The 19,608-nt window shown below is 53.6% G+C and carries 19 protein-coding genes; 13 read left to right on the forward strand and 6 right to left on the reverse strand.

The window, feature by feature from the left end:
* Window positions 1-161: 161 nt before the first annotated feature.
* Window positions 162-932, reverse strand: coding sequence for a twin-arginine translocase subunit TatC (gene tatC, locus AC3RCL_RS03470; protein ID WP_492534584.1), 771 nt, complete (start codon window positions 930-932; stop codon window positions 162-164).
* 23 nt (window positions 933-955) lie between these two features.
* Window positions 956-1,207, reverse strand: coding sequence for a MerR family transcriptional regulator (locus AC3RCL_RS03475; RefSeq protein ID WP_012818886.1), 252 nt, complete (start codon window positions 1,205-1,207; stop codon window positions 956-958).
* Window positions 1,208-1,489: 282 nt separating this feature from the next.
* On the opposite strand from AC3RCL_RS03475, the gene AC3RCL_RS03480 reads away from it, so the two are divergent.
* The 8 genes from AC3RCL_RS03480 (at window position 1,490) to AC3RCL_RS03515 (ending at window position 7,358) form a co-directional block, all read left to right on the forward strand.
* Window positions 1,490-3,094, forward strand: coding sequence for a flavin monoamine oxidase family protein (locus AC3RCL_RS03480; RefSeq protein ID WP_492534585.1), 1,605 nt, complete (start codon window positions 1,490-1,492; stop codon window positions 3,092-3,094).
* A 22-nt stretch (window positions 3,095-3,116) separates the two neighbouring features.
* Window positions 3,117-3,668 (forward strand): RidA family protein, encoded by a 552-nt coding sequence (locus AC3RCL_RS03485; RefSeq protein WP_492534586.1) that lies wholly within the window; start codon window positions 3,117-3,119, stop codon window positions 3,666-3,668.
* Between the two features lie 89 nt (window positions 3,669-3,757).
* The gene (locus tag AC3RCL_RS03490) at window positions 3,758-3,973 is read left to right on the forward strand and encodes a twin-arginine translocase TatA/TatE family subunit (protein ID WP_012818889.1); all 216 of its coding nucleotides are present in this window, start codon (window positions 3,758-3,760) and stop codon (window positions 3,971-3,973) included.
* A 245-nt stretch (window positions 3,974-4,218) separates the two neighbouring features.
* The gene (locus AC3RCL_RS03495) at window positions 4,219-4,422 is read left to right on the forward strand and encodes a CsbD family protein (protein WP_009593042.1); all 204 of its coding nucleotides are present in this window, start codon (window positions 4,219-4,221) and stop codon (window positions 4,420-4,422) included.
* Window positions 4,423-4,454: 32 nt separating this feature from the next.
* On the forward strand, window positions 4,455-4,730 hold the full coding sequence (locus tag AC3RCL_RS03500; protein ID WP_012818890.1) for a hypothetical protein: 276 nt from the start codon (window positions 4,455-4,457) through the stop codon (window positions 4,728-4,730).
* Between the two features lie 146 nt (window positions 4,731-4,876).
* Window positions 4,877-6,163, forward strand: a complete 1,287-nt coding sequence (locus AC3RCL_RS03505; RefSeq protein ID WP_492534587.1) for an MFS transporter — start codon at window positions 4,877-4,879, stop codon at window positions 6,161-6,163.
* A gap of 71 nt (window positions 6,164-6,234) precedes the next feature.
* Window positions 6,235-6,909, forward strand: a complete 675-nt coding sequence (locus AC3RCL_RS03510; RefSeq protein WP_096777108.1) for an NAD(P)H-binding protein — start codon at window positions 6,235-6,237, stop codon at window positions 6,907-6,909.
* Window positions 6,910-6,977: 68 nt separating this feature from the next.
* Complete coding sequence (locus AC3RCL_RS03515; protein ID WP_009593048.1) at window positions 6,978-7,358, forward strand: RidA family protein; 381 nt, start codon at window positions 6,978-6,980, stop codon at window positions 7,356-7,358.
* Between the two features lie 106 nt (window positions 7,359-7,464).
* On the opposite strand, the gene AC3RCL_RS03520 is transcribed toward AC3RCL_RS03515, so the two are convergent.
* The 3 genes from AC3RCL_RS03520 to AC3RCL_RS03530 all read right to left on the reverse strand — a co-directional run bounded on the left by AC3RCL_RS03520 (window position 7,465) and on the right by AC3RCL_RS03530 (window position 11,727).
* Entirely contained in the window at window positions 7,465-8,229 is a 765-nt protein-coding gene (locus tag AC3RCL_RS03520; RefSeq protein WP_192569806.1) for a TspO-related membrane protein, read from the reverse strand.
* Between the two features lie 95 nt (window positions 8,230-8,324).
* Window positions 8,325-9,941, reverse strand: coding sequence for a response regulator (locus AC3RCL_RS03525; protein ID WP_213580150.1), 1,617 nt, complete (start codon window positions 9,939-9,941; stop codon window positions 8,325-8,327).
* Between the two features lies 1 nt (window position 9,942).
* On the reverse strand, window positions 9,943-11,727 hold the full coding sequence (locus AC3RCL_RS03530; RefSeq protein WP_492534588.1) for a sensor histidine kinase: 1,785 nt from the start codon (window positions 11,725-11,727) through the stop codon (window positions 9,943-9,945).
* Window positions 11,728-11,880: 153 nt separating this feature from the next.
* Here AC3RCL_RS03530 and AC3RCL_RS03535 point away from each other — a divergent pair, with 153 nt between their 5' ends.
* The 3 genes from AC3RCL_RS03535 to AC3RCL_RS03545 all read left to right on the forward strand — a co-directional run bounded on the left by AC3RCL_RS03535 (window position 11,881) and on the right by AC3RCL_RS03545 (window position 15,028).
* Window positions 11,881-12,762 (forward strand): carbohydrate ABC transporter permease, encoded by an 882-nt coding sequence (locus AC3RCL_RS03535; RefSeq protein WP_009593034.1) that lies wholly within the window; start codon window positions 11,881-11,883, stop codon window positions 12,760-12,762.
* Entirely contained in the window at window positions 12,762-13,598 is an 837-nt protein-coding gene (locus tag AC3RCL_RS03540) for a carbohydrate ABC transporter permease (protein WP_012818896.1), read from the forward strand. Before AC3RCL_RS03535 ends, AC3RCL_RS03540 begins: the two co-directional genes overlap by 1 nt.
* 140 nt (window positions 13,599-13,738) lie before the next feature.
* Complete coding sequence (locus tag AC3RCL_RS03545; RefSeq protein WP_096777104.1) at window positions 13,739-15,028, forward strand: ABC transporter substrate-binding protein; 1,290 nt, start codon at window positions 13,739-13,741, stop codon at window positions 15,026-15,028.
* A 79-nt stretch (window positions 15,029-15,107) separates the two neighbouring features.
* On the opposite strand, the gene AC3RCL_RS03550 is transcribed toward AC3RCL_RS03545, so the two are convergent.
* Window positions 15,108-15,320 (reverse strand): PLDc N-terminal domain-containing protein, encoded by a 213-nt coding sequence (locus AC3RCL_RS03550; RefSeq protein ID WP_096777103.1) that lies wholly within the window; start codon window positions 15,318-15,320, stop codon window positions 15,108-15,110.
* 321 nt (window positions 15,321-15,641) lie between these two features.
* Here AC3RCL_RS03550 and AC3RCL_RS03555 point away from each other — a divergent pair, with 321 nt between their 5' ends.
* Both AC3RCL_RS03555 and AC3RCL_RS03560 read left to right on the forward strand, forming a co-directional pair.
* Window positions 15,642-18,743 carry a DEAD/DEAH box helicase gene (locus AC3RCL_RS03555; RefSeq protein ID WP_213580152.1) on the forward strand — a complete coding sequence of 1,034 codons (3,102 nt, stop codon included), beginning with the start codon at window positions 15,642-15,644 and terminating at the stop codon, window positions 18,741-18,743.
* Window positions 18,744-18,822: 79 nt separating this feature from the next.
* Window positions 18,823-19,566, forward strand: coding sequence for a hypothetical protein (locus AC3RCL_RS03560; protein ID WP_492534589.1), 744 nt, complete (start codon window positions 18,823-18,825; stop codon window positions 19,564-19,566).
* Window positions 19,567-19,608: the final 42 nt, after the last annotated feature.

Genomic DNA, 19,608 nt, shown 5'->3' on the forward strand with positions numbered 1-19,608 from the left:
GCAGCTGCACGGATTCTTTGATGAGCAAGTAAGAGGCCGTACCTGTGCAGGTATACGGCCTCTTTTTTGCGGGTATGTCGTCTACATGCTGCCAAATGCTGCAGTCCAGCACGTTTATCATGCTGATTCCTTGCAGGAGCCGACAGGAAAAAACAAGGATATCAGATCATCTGGTGAGCCGTATCGATTTCCGTACCTTCTTCATGCTCTGCATCCTTCCCCTTGCGATGCATCCAGCCTGCCAGCCATGTGCTGATTTCATATAGACCGATGAGCGGGACGGCAACCATTAGGTGCGATACGAGGTCAGGCGGCGAGATCAGCGCCGCAACGATAACCAAAACGACGTAGGCGTAGCGCCTCATGGTATGCAGGATAGCCGGGCTTAATATTCCTATTCGCGTCAGAAACAGGACGATGACAGGCAGCTCGAAGGCAAGAGACAGCGGGATGATGATATTGAACATGAAACCGAAGTACTGGGCGACGCCGTACGTCTCGACGAGGTCCATCTGACTGTTGATTCCCGTCGTAAAAGCGAGGCTCATCGGAAAAACGACAAAGTACGCAAACGCGACCCCTATGAGAAAACATAACGCAGAGAAGGGGATAAACCGAAGGGCCGCTTTCTGCTCGCGGCCGTTCAGTCCCTGATTGACAAACAGCCAGATTTGATGCAGGGCGAACGGCAGGGTAGGAAGCAGAGACAATACGATGCTGATGCTCATATAGATGCGGAGACCGTCCCAGGGCGAGAATACGTTCCAGGTTACCTGAAAGGCGGGTGAATGGTGCTTTAACATGGATAACACATGGGGTGCGGCGAACAGGCCTGCCGCCATGCTTAGGAGAAAGACGGCGGCTACCAGAAGGATTCGCTTTCTAAGTTCGGCGATGTGCTCGAGCAGCGTCATGGTATTCTTGAACTCCATAGACTTCGTCACTCCTTTGGTCATCATCGGAAGATCGGCGTGCAGCGCTGTTTTTTCGATTTATTCAATTCCTTCAGTTCAAACGTATTAAATCCCTCCTGCATTTTTTGATGGATTTCCTGAATGCTCTTCACATCCTCAAAAGAATATCTGCGGTTTCCTCCCTTCGTACGCTCCGGAAATATGAGCTTGCGTTCCTCGTAATACCGGATTTGCCTTTCGGTCAATCCGGTCAGTTCGCAAACAACCCCAATACTCATCACCTTACTCTCCATGCTCTTTACCTCCTATGTAAGTATTGTTAACCCTGAGCTTTGTTAATGGCTTGGGATTAAAACCAAAGAAGATAAAACGGTAATAATTTGGGTGAATCCATTCCTTCTTGGAAGGATTTATGACATGATTTTATGAAAAAGAAAGTGAAAAAGCAATCATTTTTCAAAAAATAAAAAACTGTGTGAGGAATTCTAACAATATTTAAGTCAAACTTTGTTTTCTCTGCTAAGATCGGCTCATGAATCCAATCCAATCCCAAACTAGCGAAGGAGTGAACGAGGGTGGCTACAAAAGAACAACCAAAAGAGATGACCCGGAGACAATTTCTGACGACCGTTGGCAAGGTGGGCGGATCTGTCGCCGTCTTCAGCTTGATGGGTACGATGGGGCTCCTTACGCCGGAAACGTTGAAAGCCGCGGAATATACCCCACCCGGAAAGAATGACCTGCATCTCAGCGGCCGGGGCGGCAAGAAGATCGTTATTCTCGGCGCAGGGATCGCGGGCCTGACGGCAGCGTATGAGCTTGGTCTGGCAGGTTACGACTGCACGATATTGGAGGCAAAGAGCTTTGCCGGCGGGCGTAACTGGACGATCCGCAAAGGAACCTCCGTGTCGGAGATCGGATCCGGCCGTCAGACTTCCCGTTTTGATAACGGACTGTATTTCAATGCAGGCCCGATGCGGATTCCGCAGTTTCACGTCACGCTGGATTATTGCAAGAAGTTTGGCGTAGCCATCGAGCCCTTCAACAACGTGAACGAGAGCGGCTATTACTATAACGAGAACGTGGGGGCTTTGTCCGGACAGCGCGTCCCCAAGCGTGCAGCCAAAGCCGACGTACGCGGTTACGTGGCCGAGATGCTGGCCAAAGCCGTGAATCAAAATGCGCTGGATCTGCCGCTGACGGCGGAAGAGAAGCTGAAGCTGGTGGATTATCTGAAGGCCGAAGGCGATCTGAATCCGGACCTGTTCTACAAGGGATCGGAGCGCGGCGGGTATAAGGATGAACCGGGAAGCCGACTGGATGCCGGCGTTCTCCGCGATCCGTTCGATTTGAAGGCCATCATCAATTCCGGCTTCGGCAAATATTTCAGCAACGAATACGGTTACGACCAGCAGATGATGATGTTTCACCCCATAGGCGGCATGGACGCCATCGTCAAGGCATTCGAGAAACGGGTAGGCAGCCGGATCAAGTACCGGGCCGAGGTAAAGGAAATTCGCCAGTCCTCCTCCGGCGTGCGGATTGTGTATACGGACGGCCATTCCGGCAGAGACCAGGAAGTTCGCGGGGATTACTGCATCTGCACCATACCGCTGACGGTATTGAAGAAGATCCCGGCCGACTTCTCGCCGGAGATGTCCAAAGCCATCGGCAGCGTGGGCTACGCCTCCGCAGGTAAAATCGGTTTGCAGTTCAAGCGCCGTTTCTGGGAAGAAGACGAGTATCTGTACGGCGGCAGCAGCTTGACGAATATGGACATTACGCAAATCTACTATCCGCCGACAGACTATTTCGGGAAGAAGGGGATCCTGCTCGGCTATTATGCGTACGGGGGCATCGCCGATAAACTCGGCAGCATGTCGTATGCCGAGCGCGAGAAACTGGCATTGACGCAGGGGGCCAAGATCCATCCGCAGTATCCGAAGGAGTTCGAGGCCTCCTTCTCGATCGACTGGAAGAAGACCCAATACCAGGAGGGTGGCTGGGTATCCTATTCCGCCAATGATAGGAAAACCTACTACCCGACCCTCTGCAAGCCGGATAACCGCATTTACCTGGCAGGGGAGCATATCAGCTACATTACGGCCTGGCAGGCAGGCGCCATCGAGTCCGCCCGCGAGGTCGTAACCGATATCCATCAACGCGTCATGAAATCATAATGGAGAAGGGAGTCCATAACCCATGAAAAATAAACTGAAGACGTTCCTGGCACTCGCCATGCTGTTCAGTGCCGTAAGCTTAACCGCATATGTCGACGGCGCTTCTGCCCATAAGAAGCCGGCCAAAGCTTTGCCGGCCCCCCAATTTTACGGCAGTCCTACATCCTCGATCTCCAGCGGGGTAGTCGTGCCGGAGGGTTCCTCTTATCTCTATACGAGCGGGACGGTTCCGCCATTGTTGAACAAAGACGGCAAAACGGTTTATGAACGCTATGGCGATACGAAAACCCAGGGGATCGGCATCCTGAAGGAAATCGAGAAGCAGCTGAAGGAGCAGGGATTGACGATGAAGGATGTCGTCTATTTGAGAGTGTACTTGACCCCGGATGCAGCGAAGAACGGGACCTTTGATTATACCGGCTGGTTTGACGCATACGCCCAATTCTTTAATACGAAGGAGAATCCGGTTAAGCCTGCGCGTTCCACCGTGGGGGTAGCCGGTCTTGTGAATGCCGATTGGTTGATTGAGATTGAGGCCGTAGCCGTATACCCGAATAAGGATAAGAAAAAGTAAGTTGTCCTCGTTTCGCGAAGCGGCGGATCGAATAGCCGCTGGCTTTCAACATGAACCGTTACCATCACATATTAAAGGAGTTGGGTTCTATGTTCCAAAATGTCGGTTTCGTCGGATTGATGATGATCTTGATAGTCGTGCTCATTCTGTTCGGCCCTTCCAAGCTGCCCGAGCTCGGCCGGGCGGTGGGCCGCACATTGTCCGAATTCAAAGCCTCCGCCAGAGAGCTGGTTGGCGAGGATAAAGAGGAGGAGAAGGATAAGGAGAGGGAAAGGGAGGGAGCCGTCATCAAACTGAAAGGCTGATAGGGAAGTTTAATTTCTGCCTTATGCTATGAAAATGGATATCTCTGTACAATCCAAGCTGCTGCCACGGATGGTTGAAGTCCACGGCGGCAGCTTTTTGCATGCGGCACTTTGAGGTATGGTTCGAGAGCGGAAACTCCCCGTTGTCATCGTTTGCCAGGATTCAGAGAAACTCCTGACGGGTATACACAAGTACAGGCAATGATACAATTCATCATCCATTACGCTAAGAGGAGCTGATATTTATGGATAGCAACGTATTTAAAGGGAAATGGAAGCAGATGAAGGGTGAAGCGAAGAAGCAATGGGGCAAATTGACGGATGACGATCTTGATGTGATCGACGGCGAGAAAGATAAATTGGTTGGCAAGCTGCAGGAACGCTACGGGCATACGAAGGACGCGGCGGAGCGCGAATATACGGATTGGAGTGCAAGATACCGCGACTAGTCCACAAGACGATAAGGGAGGCAGTACGAATCATGTTGGAATCCCGTGTTGTGACCGGCAAGGTGATCGATATTCGTGACGGCAAGGTGTTTACCTTACACGGAGACATGGTCAGCACCTATCATTTGGGATACTATGAGATGACGAACGAGGAGATTCTCCCTGTCACGGACAGTCAGCAGGCGGCAGCGCCCGCCGCGGGCTTCATGGCGGAAGAATCTTCCGAGTCCTCCGGCTGGCTCGGCAGGGAATGGAAACCGCTGGCCAGTTTCATAACCGCATGGAGAAAGAGTGCAAATCGAGCCTGATTTGCGCTCTTTTTTTGACTTTTTAAGCCTGTCTGTCCAGGTAATATGCAATGAGAAATTCATGTGAGTTTTATATTTCAAAAGTCATATTGACTTGGGTCCGATGCGGTGTAGAATGAGGTCAAAAGGAAGTTTGATCAGCCCATTTGAAGACATCGAAGGAGTGTATCAACATCAAGGCTGTCCAGGTTATTCACAAGCCGCGCAAACAGGTTTCGCATCAACGCAAACATTTGATGACGGCCACATGGGAAGGGGTTCCGGCGATCATTTTGCAGACGCTGCTGGGCGGCCCCTTTTTGACAGGGTACTTATTGTACTTAGGCGCGGAATCCAGTGAGGTTGGTTTTGTTCTGGCCGTCACCACGCTATTCAACGTGCTTCAGATTCTGGTTGCGTACCTGATCCAGCGCTTGCAGTATCGCAAGAAAGCAATGATTGTGTTTACCTTTATGCACCGCATGTTGTGGGGGGCTACGGGCCTGATCCCGTTTATTTTTCCGGAACGATGGTGGGTTCCGGTGTTTATGATCCTTTATATGGGCGCCTTTATTGCCAATACCGTATCCGGCATGCTGTGGACCTCGCTGATTAGCGACATGGTGCCGGCCAAAGTGCGGGGACGTTATTTCGGCATACGCAATACCATCCTGAATGCGCTCGGAGCCCTGACCCTGTTTGTTGGCGGGATCATCCTGGACCGTTATCCCGGCGGCGGGGGCTTCCTGATTCTGTTTATGATTTCTTGGATTGCCATCGCTGCGAACTTATCCATGTTCTTCTTGTATCCTGATCCTCCCTTCGAGCATTCGAGCGAGCGTCAGTTCAGGGCGATGATCCGCAAGCCGCTGTCGGATACCACGTTTATCAAATCTACGCTGTTTCTGGCTGGTTGGCTCTTTCTGCAGACGTTGATTGTTCCGCTCTACTCGTACGCCATGCTGGACGTTCTGCATATTTCGTATTCGATCGTATCCATCATGACCGTTGCGCAGACCGTGATCATGATGATCGGTTTCTACGTATGGGGAAATTTGAATGCGCGTTTCAGCAACAGAACCTTGCTCTATTGGACATTGCCGCTGATTGCGGGGTCGTGCTTGACATGGGGCTTGCTGTCCGTCCTGCCCGTAATTCCGGTGCTGCTGTTATCGCATATGCTGCTTGGTGCCGGCGTAGGCGGCTTTAACCAGCTTGCCTTTAACTTCATGATCGGAGATACGCCGAAAAGCGAACGGCCGATGTTCATTGCCGTATACTCCTCCATCACGGGGTTTGCCTCTTTTCTCGGTCCCATGCTGGGCGGTCTCATATTCAAAGGGATTGCACATGCGCCCGAGTGGGTATCCCGATATGGTTTTCAAACCGCGGTGGGCGTGCTGATGGTACTGATTGCTTTGACGGTGGGGCGGAGAGTGCTTCGTTCCGCTTAGAAGAACGGCAGGCAGCCGATGTCTTTCATGTCATGGATATTTCATATGATGAACGAAAAGGAGGGGTTTCGTTGGGAAAGGTTGCACTCGTAGTCGGGGCCACGGGGCTTGTGGGGCGTTCGGTAACCGACGAGCTGCTGGGCCGCGGGGAGCTTGATGAGGTGCGCGTGCTGGTGCGAAGACTCCCGGAGGTCACGCATCCCAAGCTGCTGCCCATCCTGGTGGAGTGGGACCAGCTGGAACGATACGGCGACGCTTTTTCCGGCGTCCATAGCGTGTATTGCTGTCTGGGGACCACAATCAGGAAAGCGGGGTCCCAGCAGCAGTTCCGTAAAGTGGATGTGGACTATGTCATCAAGGCGGCAGAGCTGGCCAAGCAGAACGGAGTGAGGCAATTTATGGCGGTCAGCTCCGTAGGCGCCAATCCGAAGGTTCGTAATTTCTATCTTCGCACCAAGGGAGAGGTTGAAGAACGGTTGGCCGGAATCGGTTTCCGGGGGCTGCATCTGTTCAGACCGTCGTTATTGCTGGGGGAGAGGCCCGAACGGCGGTTTGGGGAGCGGGCGGCTTCGCTTCTGATGACTTCCCTCGACTTTGCATTCAGGGGTCCGAAGCTTGCCCCATACCGGGCCATTCCGGCGCAGAAGGTCGCCAGGTCCATGGTGAACATCGGTCTAACGGATATGAAAGGCCATCATGTATACACCAATGAAGTGATGCATGTTCTAGGCGAGGCCGCTGATTAAATTTGCCAGAGAACCCGCGGCGGATTACAATGTACACATATAGGAATACATAGAAAGGGTGATATATCATGAGTAAACATATCATATCGACCGACAAAGCCCCGGGAGCCATCGGACCATACAGCCAAGCTGTAGAAATCAACGGATTCGTATATACTTCAGGCCAGCTGGGATTGAATCCTGAAACAGGAGAATTCGGTGAAGGGGTCCAGGAACAAGCGAAGCTTTCGCTTAGCAATGTCAAGGCAATCCTTGAAGCTGCCGGGACAAGCCTGGATCAAGTGGTTAAAACCACGGTATTCCTGAAGGATATGAACGATTTCGCGGCGGTGAACGAAGTGTACGGCAGTTTCTTCTCCGAGCCGTATCCTGCGCGCAGTGCCGTGGAGGTTGCTCGTCTGCCGAAGGACGGATTGGTAGAGATCGAGGTTATAGCCGTTAAGAATTAAACGATATGAACGTACAAGGAGCTTTGCCTGCGTCGGCAAAGCTCCTTTTGCTTGTTCCAAATCCTTTCGATGAAAATTCTGAAGAACGAGCCGATGAATCCGGGCTTTAATACCGGGATCGTCTTCGATTGCGCGTGAAGAAGAGCCATATGGCAAATACAAACAAGATAATCGAGAGCACGAAGGCGGTCATTAAAATACTGTCGGTCTCCCGATGCTCGGCGGCGATGGCGATGTAAGCCCAGGTGAAGACCAGCGGTACGATGCCGTCCCGGTATCGCAGTCCGATCAGGATGGCGAGTAAAGCGCCTACGCAGAGCAGGGCGATACCCAAAGCGGATTCGCGCAGCCCGAAGAGGCTCCAGCCATTCTTTTGGAACACGATCCCGACATTGACGATAAAGGCAGGGCACACCCAGCCGATATATAGGCTGAACGGCAGCTTCAGGCAGAATCTCTCGCCGGGCGTCGGATAGTCTATCGCATGCGTGCGCACATATAGAACCCATAGGGTCAGCAGCAGCAATAACATCACAACGACAGACCATTCAATATACAAATAGTGCCATAGTACAAGCCAGGCCATATTGAATACGCAGCTGAGAATAAACCATGGACCGATGGATTTGACGGAGTCCCGGTTTCCGGAGTCGCGGCGCAGCTGGTAGATGACAAAAAAGAGCAGCAGCACATAGATGACGGACCATATGGAAAAGGCATACCCTGCGGGAGTGATCGCCGTATAATACATATCCGATATCTCCCCGGTCGTTCTGCCGCCCAGCGGCAGCATGCCCGATAACACGTTCACGGTGATAACCCCGAGGAAAAACAGCAGGTTCCACCAGCGGTACGGGTTCGTGCGGTACATACAATCTCCTCCTGATATCAGTCTGGACTATATAGAATATACCCAAAAGAATGGATAACGAGCCAGCAGCCAAAAGAAAGGGGGTTATCGTTTCCTTAATTCATATGCTTCTTGCGATATTCGTTCGGCGTGAAACCCTCCATCTTCTTGAACACTTTGCTAAAATATTTCTCGTCCTGGTAACCGACCATCTCCGCGATCTGGGCAATCCGAATTTGGGGATTGAGCAGCAGCGTTTTGGCTTTCTCGATTCGAATCCGACCGAGGAAATCCGATAACGTCACGCCGAATTCCTGCTTGAATTTACGGGAGATGTACTCCCTGCTAAGAAAAAACTTGCCTGCGATCTGCTGCAGCGAAATCTCATCATGATAGTGCTGCTCCAAATATTGGGCTATGTCATGAATGATGTGACTGTCCTTCGAATGGATCTGGGTAAGGACCCGGGATGCCGCGTAAAGCCTTCCGCTGATCTGTTCGCGCCAGCGGTCCCAGCAAATCATGCCATCCTCGCTGTAAGGGAGCGCGGAGGGAAGGTCCTGCGAAATTTCAGCGTCCTCGACGGGCTCCTGCGTGCTTTTCACTTCATTTTCCGTCCAGTGATACTGGATCCAGTCCCATTCCGAATTCCACCTCATCAGATGCTCGGGAGAAACAAGATCCCTCTCGCGAACCTCTTGCAGCCACTCTGCCGTGGCCGCCTCGATGCGCTCCTTGCTCCCGCTGAGCGCGGCCAGCTTGAATTCCTCCTCGTAGGAGGAGAGCCGCAGGGTACGGGAGCCCTCGCTTTCGACGGCGCGCTCACGATGGATGTGGGACTTGCCAGTCAGTAAATTGCGGCTGCACAGGGCTTGGACTGCAGTCGAATAAGCCTTGGGCAGATCTTGGGGAAAAGCGCCTGCTTCGGCGGCGCCGAAATGGCTCCGCCTGCGAAGGGTGGAGAAGAACCCGTCATTGATTCGATCCAGCAGGTCGTTAAAGGGAAGACGTGGATTCCAACAGAGCAGGATGATTTCTCCGGGCTTGTCGATATGCCGGAAGGCTACTCCGCGATCCTTCAACAGCTCATTGCAAATGTTGATGAGGGTGAAGGACAGCAGATGCCGCCTATTGCGGAATTTGGACAGCAAAGCTTCGTCAAATTGATCGTCGCGGAGCACGGCAACGTTGCAAGCCATGCCGGTTTCGGGCAGCGTCATCCGGTTCCGCAATTGAGAGACGACGCTTTCCCGGCTGCCGTAACCGTTCACAAGATCCGAGAGCAGGCGGTCCATATAGAATGGGGTCATCTGATTCATTTCAATAGTCTGATTGGTCATATGCCGCCGTTTCTCTTCCTCAAGCCGCCAGGTTTCAACCGCTTTGGCCAGCGCCTCGTTCAAGCTGTCCGGATCCACGGGCTTGAGAATATAATCGATGCCTCCCGAACGGATGGTATGGCGCACATATTCAAAATCATCGTATCCGCTGATGACAAGCACTTTAATATCCGGTTTCGCGGCATGCAGCCAGGTCAGCAGCTCAAGTCCGTTTTTGCGGGGCATCCGCATGTCGGTCAGGACAATCTGCGGTTTCTTCTCCTCGATTAGCCTTACCGCTTCCTCGCCGTCGGCGGCCTGGTCGATCTCCGTTATGCCATGCCGTTCCCAGTCTGCCAGAAGCCCTATAGCTTCCCGAACGTGCTGTTCGTCATCTACGATCAATACTCTCATTCTAGTGTTCACTCTCCCGTGGTTTGATATCGAGCGTAACCTTGACGCCGTGGGGCTCTGCATTCTCTATGGTTAATTCAGCATGATTGTTGGAGTACAGGTTCAACCGCATGTATACGTTCAACAGCCCGATAGAATCTTCGCCGGCATCGTTTCGGTCAGGGTGATGAAAGGCCGTCTCAAGTTTGCCGCGGATCGAGGCGAGCTCCTCCTCCTCGATGGAAGCCCCGTTATTCTCAATGACAACGATCAAGCGGCCATCCTCCGCGATGCGGGTGGAGATGGAGATGCGGCCGACGCCGGCGTGCGTGTTCATGCCATGCTTGAAATAATTCTCAACGATCGGCTGCAGGATCATCTTCGGAACCGGGGTCGTGAGGCTTTCCGGATCCACATCCCAGATGATTTCCAGCTGATCGCGGAACCGCTGTTTCTGCAGCTCAAGGTACAGCCGCACATGGTTGATCTCATCCTGAAGCGTCACTTTGCCCTCGCTGTTGCGCATATTGTAGCGCATCATATTCGCCAGCGAAGAGAGCAGGGAATAGATCCTCGGCACGTTGTGCTGCAGGGCCAAGGTGCCGATGGACTGGAGCGTATTGTATAGAAAATGCGGATCGATCTGGGCCTGAAGCGCCTTCAGCTGGTTGGTTTTATTGGCGATTTCCAGCCGGTACTCGCGCAGGATCAGGTTGTTGATGGTATCCATCATCGTTCGGAAGCGTCGGGACAGAATTCCGATCTCATCCGGGCTTGTCACGTCAATATTCACGTCGAGCCGCCCGGTTTTCACCTGATTCATATAGGTTGTGAGCTGTTTAATGGGTTTTGTGATTCGAATCGATATCCATAATGTGCCGAATATGACAATGAATAGCGCTAATATCGCAATAATCGCGTTAATGCTCGTTAATTCCGTCGAATGTTTGTACAGCGTTTGGTGCGGAATTTGCTTGACGAGCGTCCAGGGTGCGTAAGGCAAATCGAGCTTTTCATAGACAATCATCGCATCCTCGCCGTCATAATATCCTCTTTCCGCTTGAGCGATGACGTCCATAAGCTCAGGATCGTCCAGTGCTTGACCTCTCTGCTGTGGATCCGGACCGTATATGATGCTGCCGCTGCTATCAATCAAGTATAGCGCCTCTTCCCCTTTAGCATACAGCTGATCGCATATGGCCAAGATACTGTCGAGTTTCACGTCAATGGCCATGAGGGCATATTGGTCCGGCGCAGGCACGTTGGTGATGGATCGGTAGAAGGTGATCACCTCAAAATCCAGGATGTCCGCGGGTCGCGGAGGGAACCCGTAACTATGCACCCGATGGACGGGCTCGATGGCTGTATTGCCTTCGCCGAACTCTTCTATTTTGCGGTACGGAGCCTGCCTGAATTCCCTTCTTGGCAGATTGCTGGATATCTGGGTGGATTGTCCCGTCAATTGATTGTGCAGATAAATCTGATGAACGTCCTGCGTGCCCGTTTGGATGGCCTGCAAGGTTGCATACAGCTCGGCTACGACCCGGTGGTTATCGGGATCCAGGGCAAGGTTGCGCAAAAAATGGGGATCCGAATAAACGGACAGCGACGCGCGGTCGATGCCGCGCAGATAGTTCATCAGATTGGTCGCTCCTTGATAGATCAGCCGCACATTTTCGTTCACCGTCTGCTCCTTCACGGACTCCCGCGTATGCGTAAACGTGATGATTAACGAGAGCAGGAGCGGGATGGTCGTGACGGCGAGCATGAACGTGATCAGCCGGGTCTGGATGCTGCGATATTTCATGAAGGATCACCTCGGAATTATCGAATGGACATAAGCGCGTATGGTCAATATTTTACACCTAACGGTTCATGATTCTCCGTGTTTATTGTTTACAGGTTACCGCATAATAGCTGTACATCATACAACAACTTAACGAAAAGGGGAGATCAAGGGATGAATCGAAAAAAATCTTCGGCGCTGCTGCAGCAGTTTCTTTTCGTGGGGCCCTCCACCATATTTTTCATCCTCATCATGATCATTCCGTTCCTCCTGGGTCTTTATTATTCCTTCACGAACTGGAATGGCGTGTCAAGCAAAATCGACTTTGTCGGCTTCGATAATTTTGTTACCATCTTTACCAACGATGATAAATTCCGGGATGCTTTCTGGTTTACGACCCGGTTTACGGTGCTTGGCGTCATCCTTACGAATCTTCTAGGATTTATTCTGGCGTACTTTCTGACGAAGCCACTGAAGACACGAAACGTGCTGCGGACGATCTTCTTCATGCCAAACGTCATCGGCGGCCTGCTGCTCGGTTTCATCTGGCAGTTTATCTTTGTCAAAGGGTTTGCGGCGATCGGCAATGCCACGAACCTCGGATTCTTTAACCTGCCTTGGCTCGGCACAAAGGGAACTGCCTTTTGGGCAATTGTAATCGTTTTCGTATGGCAGACGGCGGGGTACCTGATGGTCATCTACATCTCCTCGCTTAACAATGTGCCAAAGGATATTCTGGAGGCTGCCGAAATCGACGGGGCGAGCAGGGGGCAGGTACTGCGGTCCATTATCATCCCGCTTGTGATGCCGGCGGTTACGGTATGTTTGTTCCTGGCGATCTCCTGGTCATTCAAAATGTTCGACCTGAACCTATCCCTGACCAAAGGCGGCCCGTTCGGCTCGACCGAGTCGGTGGCCATGAATATTTACAATGAGGCCTATACGAATAACCGTCTCGGACTCGGAACGGCGAAGGCGGTCATATTCTTCATCGTGGTTGCCATCATAACAAGCCTGCAAGTCCGATTCACGAAGAGCAAGGAGGTTGAAGCCTAATGGAGACCACAAGAAAATACCGGCTGAACACCATGGCCACCGAGATCATCATGGTCATCGTGGCATTGCTCTTCCTAGTCCCGTTCTACTTCCTGTTCGTGAACTCCGTCAAAACCTTCGGCGAGCTGTTAACCGATTCGGCGGGGCTTCCGACCACGTTCGAATGGAGCAACTATTCACGGGCGTGGGACATCACGAACTTCCCGCAGGCGTTCTGGAATTCGCTGGTCGTTACGGTGGCGAGCAACCTGCTGCTGGCGATGTTAAGCGCCATGACCGCTTACCAGATGGTTCGCCGCAACACGCGTTTTAACCAGATCATGTTTGCGCTGTTTGTGGCGGCGATGGTCATTCCGTTCCAATCGATCATGATTCCGCTCGTGAAAGTGACGGCAACGCTCGGCATTAACAACAGCTTGTACGGACTGATTATCTGTTACCTGGGCTTCGGGGTTCCGCTGAGCGTATTCCTGTTCCATGGCTTCGTGAAATCGATCCCGATGGAGATCGAGGAAGCCGCGACCGTGGATGGCTCCAGCGGGTACGGCGTATTCTTCCGGGTGGTTTTCCCGCTGATGAAGCCGATGTTCGTGACGGTGATCATCCTGAACACCTTGTGGATATGGAATGACTACCTGCTGCCATCCCTGATTCTGCAGTCTGCCGAGCTTCGGACGATTCCAATTGCTACTTTTGCCTTTTTTGGGCAGTATACCAAGCAGTGGGATTTGGCCCTCCCGGCGCTGGTGCTGGGGATCATGCCGGTCATTCTGTTCTTTCTGGCCATGCAGAAGTACATCATAGAGGGAATTACGCAAGGAGCGGTGAAGGGATAACCGCCAAACGGTCAATTCCTTCCCCCTCAAAGATCAATATAATACCTGATTTAACGAAAATAGGTTGATTATACTGAAAAAGTAAACGCTATCAACGAATGCTGGACACGATGTTATAGAAAAAAAAGGGAGGTTTTACAATGAAGAAATACGGTAAGCTGCTCCTGGTCATGGTTTTGGCTTTCTCCACGCTGCTTGCAGCCTGCGGCAACAATGAGGACGGCAGCCAAGGCGCTGAAGGCGGTGCCGAGGGCGGAACGAAAACGATTAAGATTTTTCAATTTAAAGTCGAAATCGCCGAGGCTTTGAACAAACTGAAGGCCGAGTACGAAAAAGAGCATCCCGGCATCAAGCTGGATATTCAAACGGTTGGCGGCGGCTCCGATTACGGTGCGGCGCTGAAGGCGAAATTCGCTTCCGGCGATGAGCCCGACATTTTCAACGTCGGCGGATACCGCGATCTGGAGACATGGTTTGAGAATGTCGAGGATCTCTCGGACCAGCCATGGGTGAAGGACGTTGTTGACGTTGCCAAAGTACCGATGACAAAAGACGGTAAACTGTACGGACAACCGATGACCATCGAAGGTTACGGATTCATTTATAACAAAGACTTGTTTGAGCAAGCGGGAATCACCGAACTCCCTAAGACGCTCACGGAGCTTGAGGAAGCTGCCAAAAAGCTGCAAGCGGCTGGGATCACGCCATTCGTGAACGGATACCAGGAAACCTGGATTTTGGCCAACCACTTGCTGAACATTCCGTTCGCCCATCAGGAAGATCCCGATGCATTCGTCAAAGGAATGAATGAAGGCACGGAGAAGCTGGTTGGCAACGCGAAGTTCGATGAATGGATGAGACTGTTCGACCTCACCGTCCAATACGGCCAGAAGAACCCGCTGACGACGGATTACAACACGGAAATCACGACCTTTGCCAGCGGTGAAGCGGCCATGACCCAGAACGGGAATTGGACGCAGGTGCAGATCGACGGGATCAACCCGGACCTGAACATCGGCCTTCTGCCGATGCCGATCAATGACAACGCCGAAGAGAACGACAAGCTTCCGGTCGGCGTGCCGAACAACTGGGTCGTGAACAACAAATCGAAGGTGAAGGACGAAGCCAAGGAATTCCTGAACTGGCTCGTCACTTCCGAGACCGGTAAACGCTACATTACGGAAGAGTTCAAATTCATCCCGGCACTGACCAGCATCGAGGCGAACAGCGAGACGCTTGGCGATCTGGGGAACGATGTCATGAAGTACAGCCAAGAGAACAAAGCGCTCAGCTGGGAATTCAACAAATTCCCGGACGGCGGCATGAATGAATTCGGCAGCCAGATGCAGGGTTATGTGGCTGGCAACGTGGACAAAACCCAATTGTTCGAAGGCATTCAGAAATCATGGGACAGCTTAAAGGCGAAGTAACACGAGTGCCATCCGAATGATTATGGACGTCAAAAAAGACGGTGCAGGACGAACCTGCACCGTCTTTTTGTTGTGGAGGCTAATAATTATTGCGAATCAGCAGGTAAATAATAAGACCTACCACAGGGAAGAACAATAAACCCAGCACAACAAGAATCGCGAACTCGGGACTGCGCCCTTTCCGCCGGGCATCGTTATAACCCCATACGCAGACGGCAATGTGAAGAAGAAAGAAGAACAATCCCAGCAATAAAGCCGCAATCCCGAAAATACCAAAGCCTATAAAACTCATAAATGCAAGACCTCCCGAACTCTTAATGTATGATCTACATACGCCGGATCAGCGGAAGGGTCGCATAAAAAATGCACGCTTCGAAAATTTGGGCGGCAAGAATCAACGGGAGACTGCATAAGAACAAGGATTTTTCATTACTCTATATAATAGAAGAATTCGCTATGCAATACATAGATCATAACGAAATAGTAAATACATGGTATGATAAAGGTTGACGTTATTTTGGCGATGGCCATAATCCGTATCGTTTTGAAATTAGGTTGCTATCGTATAAGATAGTAATAATATCTATAAAGCAGGAAAAGACGGGAGACAACGATGAATCAACCGCTCTATGGCGTATGGTTAGGTGACGTATTCTTTTGTTTTTCCGGTGAGGTTTCGGAGCCCCGAGTGGATGCATGGAGCAGAGTGGTCCGAACCTTTCGCAAACCGGATGGAACCCGTCCCTTCGCTAACGCTTCCCTCCGGCTTGCCGAGCTCAGATATCCGGCCAAAGTCCTCGGATCGAAAAGCGCGCGGCGTCCGGAACGGAAGACGCTTGGCGGACGGACGATGGAAGGGCTTGCGCTGACACCGGGAGACGCATTCTCCATGCTGGTTTCGCTGGATCCCGAGCATACCCAAGCTCAGGGTTTGGCCGTCGGCGAAGAAATGGAATATTGGGTGCAAGCGAGCAGATTCGCATTGGAGCTGTTATTGCAGGGGAGGTTTGCACCAGGGACGGCGGAGGTGCCTTCCGCCGGAAGGCGCAAAACGTCGATGCACACGATAAAAGCAGTATGGAAACCGCAGCTGAATACCGAGGATACGGCCCGTTTTCTGCAGCTGGCGGCGAATATTCCTCCTATTGCCATCGGGACGCCTGCAGCGCTTGCCGGAACCGATCCTTCCACGCGGGAGGAAGCGGGGGCGATCGTGCTGTATTCTTTCCTGTGCGGCGTGATCGACAGTCAAGCCAGGGCTGCCGTTCGCGAATCGGAGGACAAGCTGAGGGCCTATCTGGCGAACTACCGGAGGGGACAATCCCCGCTTACCGAGCTGTGGTGGAACAGTCTGTTGACGGTCAGTCGGGATATTCCCATTCAAGGAACGGCGGAGGAAGTGGGCGAGCTGGAGGAAGCCGTAGAACGGGTCGGGGGGACCGTGTTCCCTTACGCCGGCGGGGAGGATCAGCCTCCTGAGAACGGAACCCTTGCCCTTGGGCTGCGGCTCGAACCGCCGCTGGAAGAGAGCCGGAAGGACTGGAAGGTAACCTTCTGGGCACGAAGCCAGGAGGATGAAGGCTTATTGATGCCGGTCCGGAGCGTATGGGGAAGTCCGGAATCCGATCAGCTGCTGCGCGGACGGATGTATGCTGGGGCCCAGCTGCAGCTGCTCATGAGGCTGGGAGAAGCCGCGGCGCTGGCTCCCGAGCTGGCGGAAGGCTTGTACGGGCGCGCTCCGGAGAGCGTCACCCTGCCGCTGGAGCGGTTGTCGACGTTCATGAAGGAATCGGTTCCGAGATTAACGGCGAGCGGCATTACGGTTCAAATGCCGTCCCGCTGGAGCAGGGAAGGACGCCGCCGCGTCGGCTTATCCCTCAAAATGATGCCGGATGCAAGATCGTCAGGCGAAGCACAGTCGACGCCGGTGCTCGGAATGGAGCATCTGGTCAGCTTCCAAATATCCGCCGCGATGGGCGGCCATACCCTGACGCGAGAGGAATTGAAATTTTTGGCCGAACAGAATCTGCCTTACGTCCAGTTCCGCGGGGAATGGGTTGAGGTGGATTTGAAGGAGATCAATCAGGTGCTGCGCTTCATGAAACGCCATGAGAAGGGCGAGATGGAGCTGGCTGAATGGATGCACCTTAGCGCCGAAATGGATGGAGAACGCTTGTGGAAGGGGCTTTTCATCGAAGAAGTGGAGACAACGGGCCTGCTGTCCTCCCTGCTGGACGGGGAAACGGTGCGCAAGCTTCCGTCCCGCCCGATCCCTTCCTCGCTTCACGGAGAGTTGAGGCCGTATCAGGAGCGGGGGTATCAGTGGCTAAGCGTGATGCGCGATTTGGGTTTTGGCGTTTGCCTTGCCGACGATATGGGGCTTGGAAAAACGGTGCAGGTCATCACTTGCCTGCTGGAGCGCCTCAATACCGAAGCCGCGGGAGACCCGGTGCTGATCATTTGCCCGACCTCGCTTCTGGGTAACTGGCAGCGGGAGATTCAGCGATTTGCGCCGGATCTGACCTTGCATGTGCACCACGGCGTCCGCCGTCTGCGCGGAGACGATTTCCTGCAGGAGGCGGCCGATCATGATATCGTGCTGACGACGTATCACTTGGCTGGAAGAGACGGCGGGGACTTATCCGCGATCCAGTGGTCGAGCGTGGTGCTCGATGAAGCCCAGTATATTAAAAATTATCGTACGAAGCAGGCGCAGAGCGTCATGAAATTATCCGCGCCGCACCGCATTGCGATGACGGGGACGCCGGTGGAGAACCGTCTGGCGGAGCTGTGGTCGATCTTCCATTTTCTCAATCCGGGATATCTCGGATCGTTTAACAGCTTCCGTCAGCGCTATGCGCCGGGCGAAGGGCAGCAGGAGAGATTCCGGGAGCTTCACAAGCTGGTTTCTCCATTCATGCTGCGCAGACTCAAGAGCGATCCGGACATCCGCAAGGATCTGCCGGAGAAGCTGGAACTGAAATCGTATTGTCCGCTGACCGAGGTTCAAGGCGCGATGTATCAAGCCGTCGTCGACGAGATGATGGGACAGATCGAGAGCCGGACGGGCATGGCGCGCAAGGGGCTTGTGCTTTCATCCCTCACCAAGCTGAAGCAGATATGCGATCATCCGCAGCTGCTTCGACGCGACGATGGACGCGCTGTGCGTCCCGAGTCCTCCGGCAAGATGGAGCGCATGCTCGAAATTCTGGACAGCATCGCTGATGTGGGAGAATCGGCGCTGATCTTTACCCAGTATGTGGGCATGGGCGAGCTGTTGGTGAGCATGCTTGGACGTAAATACGGAAAACAGCCGTATTTCCTTCATGGAGGGGTGCAAAAACGCGAACGGGATGAGATGGTACGGGCGTTCCAGGCAGGCGAGGGGACGGAGTTCTTTGTCCTGTCGTTGAAAGCCGGTGGCGTAGGCCTGAATTTGACCCGTGCGAACCATGTGCTCCACTATGACCGATGGTGGAACCCGGCGGTCGAGAATCAGGCGACGGACCGCGTATTCCGGATCGGGCAGAACCGCAACGTTCAGGTGCACAAGCTGATTTCCCAGGGAACGCTGGAGGAGAGGATCGACGAGCTGATCGAACAGAAGAAGGCGTTGTCCGAGCAGGTGGTCGGGTCGGGCGAAACCTGGCTGACGGAGATGTCGGACGGCGAGCTCCGCCAGCTGATCGAGCTTCAGGAGCAGGATTGGATGTAACCGAAAATGCCGGTCCGCGGATGGCATCATGCCTACCAGGCGTACCGGTACGCGAATGGAATGTAAGGAGGTGCGGGCTATGGAAACTGCGGGATTAGCCGAAGGGCTCAGACTCGAGATCGAACCGGGATGGTTGAAGGGAAAAGCGGATGGAGACATCGAATCTTCGGAGACTTATGAGGTCAGCGTTCAGGTGGAGAAACTGGATCCTGCCGCCCGCGAGGCGGTTCTGGCTTATCTGGAGAAAGACCCGCAGGCGCTGTACCGCCTGCTTGCAGGTCAGGACGCCCCTTGGCTGGATGAACTGGCGCCATCCCCCCTGCGGGGCGGAGAGCTTGCCGCCGAAGCGCGCTGCACATGCGGCCGAGCGGCTTGCGGGCATGCCGCAGCCTTGCTGGCTGCCGCAGCCCGGCGCCTGGCGGCAGAGCCGCTCCAGCAGCTGACGCTGCTGGGGCTGCCGCGGGAAGCGCTGCTGGCCGGCGTCTTCGACGCCTGGGCCAAAGCAGCCCCGCTGCCGGCAGGCGGCTCTGCCGCGGAGTCGGCCGCCCGCGCGAAGGAGAAGGGACCGTCCGGTCCTTCTCCGGGCGAATGGGTGGCCGAAGCGGCGGCCGAGGGCCGCTTGCACCGGCCCGGCCAGCAGCTTAGCGAGCTGGCGGTGCAGCTGTCGCCGCCGCCTCCGGCGGATCAGCTCGGCCCGGCGGGCGACTGGACAGGCTTGCTGCCGGGCGTTCGCGGCGCGTCCAAAGCGCTTGCCCTGATCGCTCGCGGGGCGGCCAAGCAAGCGGACCAGAAGCGCCGCAGCTTGGAGCCGCCTTCGCCATAGCTTGGACATCCATTGCAGAATGGTATGGAATTCGATAAGAGC

Source organism: Paenibacillus sp. MT86, from assembly GCF_058792535.1.